Annotated in this window: 2 protein-coding genes; one reads left to right on the top strand and one right to left on the bottom strand. The window is 75.9% G+C overall.

Going from position 1 to position 1,792, the window contains the following annotated elements; translation table 11 throughout:
- Window positions 1–134: 134 nt before the first annotated feature.
- Window positions 135–992: a DNA-formamidopyrimidine glycosylase family protein gene (locus tag ICW40_RS19495; protein ID WP_221655642.1), complete on the top strand. Its 858-nt coding sequence runs from the start codon at window positions 135–137 to the stop codon at window positions 990–992.
- A 36-nt stretch (window positions 993–1,028) separates the two neighbouring features.
- On the opposite strand, the gene ICW40_RS19490 is transcribed toward ICW40_RS19495, so the two are convergent.
- The gene (locus tag ICW40_RS19490) at window positions 1,029–1,508 is read right to left on the bottom strand and encodes a helix-turn-helix domain-containing protein (RefSeq protein WP_374199188.1); all 480 of its coding nucleotides are present in this window, start codon (window positions 1,506–1,508) and stop codon (window positions 1,029–1,031) included.
- Window positions 1,509–1,792: the final 284 nt, after the last annotated feature.

The following is a 1,792-nucleotide window of genomic DNA, read 5'->3' as shown; positions in this document are numbered from 1 at the left end:
ACCCTGCAGCGCGCCGACGGCGCCGACCTCCTCGACCGGGCCGCCCTGTCCTCACCGCTGGCCGCCGCGCTCGCGCAGGCCGGCTTCGGGACGACACCGCGCGGCCTGCGCCTCGACCCGGGCACGCGGCGCTGATGCCCGAGGGAGACGTCGTCCGGCGCGCGGCCCTGCGCCTGACGGCCGCGCTGGCTGGGGACCCGCTCGTCCGCGCGGAGCTGCGCTGGCCCGACGCGGCGGGCCTCGACCTCGTGGGCAGGACCGTCCTGGAGGTGCACTCGTACGGCAAGCACCTGCTCACCCGGCTCGACGACGACCGGACGCTGCACACCCACCTGCGGATGGACGGGTCGTGGCGGCTCGCGCGCACCGGTACGCCGCAGGCGGCGGCTCGCAGCCCGTACGTCCGTGCGGTGCTGGCGACCGGGCGGTGGACCGCGGTGGGTCACAAGCTCGGCATGCTGCACGTGGTGGCGACGCGGGACGAGCACACGCTCATCGGCCACCTGGGACCCGACGTGCTGGCCGACGACTTCCCGACCGACGGCCTGCCCGAGACCCTGCGCCGGTACGCGCTCCGCGGCTCGACCCCGGTCGGCGAGGTCCTGCTCGACCAGACCGTGGTGGCCGGTCTCGGCACCGTCTGGATGGCGGAGTCGCTCTACGCGCGGCGCATCTGGCCGTGGACACCGGCCGACGAGGTCGCGGACCCCGCGACCGTCATCATGAGCGCGCGCACGCTGATGGAACGCAGCGTCGCCGCGGACGCGCCGACGAGCACCGGGGACGCCGGTCGAGGACTCACCGCCTGGGTGCACGCCCGCTCGGGAAGGCCGTGCCGGCGCTGCGGCACCACGATCGACGTCGGCACGGTGCGCAAGCCGCCGACCGAGCGCCCGGCGTTCTTCTGCCCGACGTGCCAGCCGGCACCGGCGGGCGCCCCCGAGCCGGGACTGTGGCGTCCTCGCGGGAACGCCATCGGCCCGCGGGCCTGAGAGCGGGTGCGGTCCGACCCCTGAGGAGCGGTCGGCTCAGCCGACCGGTGCGAGCTCGCCGCGCTGTGACCAGGACCCGCCCTGGTCGCGCAGGCAGGACGTGAGGTCCACGGGCACCGTGTCCGGGATCGTCAGGCCTTCGGCGACGGCGACCCGGTCGCTGACCTCACGCAGGACGAGGGACAGCGGGACGTCGAGGGCGTCGCAGATCGAGCCGAGGAGCTCCGAGGAGGCCTCCTTCTGCCCGCGCTCGACCTCGCTGAGGTAGCCGAGAGAGACCCGCGCGGCGGAGCTCACCTCCCGCAGGGTGCGGCCCTGGCGCTGGCGGGCACCACGGAGCACGTCTCCGATCTCGCGTCGCAGGACGACCATCGGACGACCTCCTTCCGTGCCTGTCGGGCCCGGAACCGCCGGGACCGTGCTACGAGCCCCCGGCCTGACCCCGGCTGAGGATGTCCTACCGTACCCCGCCGGGCGGACAGGTTCACGGCGTACGCCCTGGTGCTGCCGGTTCATCGTCACGACCGGTACAACGCGGCGGCACCACGGGCTGTTCCCGGTCCGGGGGTCGGCACCCGCTCGACGGCCCGCCGCGTCGGTGACCTGCACCGTCGTCGTGCCGGCCGGCCCCGTCGCCCCCCGACCGGCCCGGCGACCGGACGTCCCCCGCAGGGGTCAGGGCACGCGGGCCGACGTCGTGCGTGGGCCGTGTTCACCCGCCCGGACGCGCGTCGTCACCCACCCGGCGCAGCGCCAGCCGCAGCGCAGCCTCGCACGCGGCCGACCGCACGGATGCGCGG

The organism is Actinotalea ferrariae, assembly GCF_019733465.1.
GTDB lineage: Bacteria > Actinomycetota > Actinomycetes > Actinomycetales > Cellulomonadaceae > Actinotalea > Actinotalea ferrariae_A.
This window is presented reverse-complemented; position numbering and strand designations above follow the sequence as displayed.

Coding starts and splice junctions, on each gene's coding strand:
- ICW40_RS19490 (WP_374199188.1), bottom strand. CDS start 1,508: ATGAACCGGCAGCACCAGGGCGTACGCCGTGAACCTGTCCGCCCGGCG.
- ICW40_RS19495 (WP_221655642.1), top strand. CDS start 135: ATGCCCGAGGGAGACGTCGTCCGGCGCGCGGCCCTGCGCCTGACGGCC.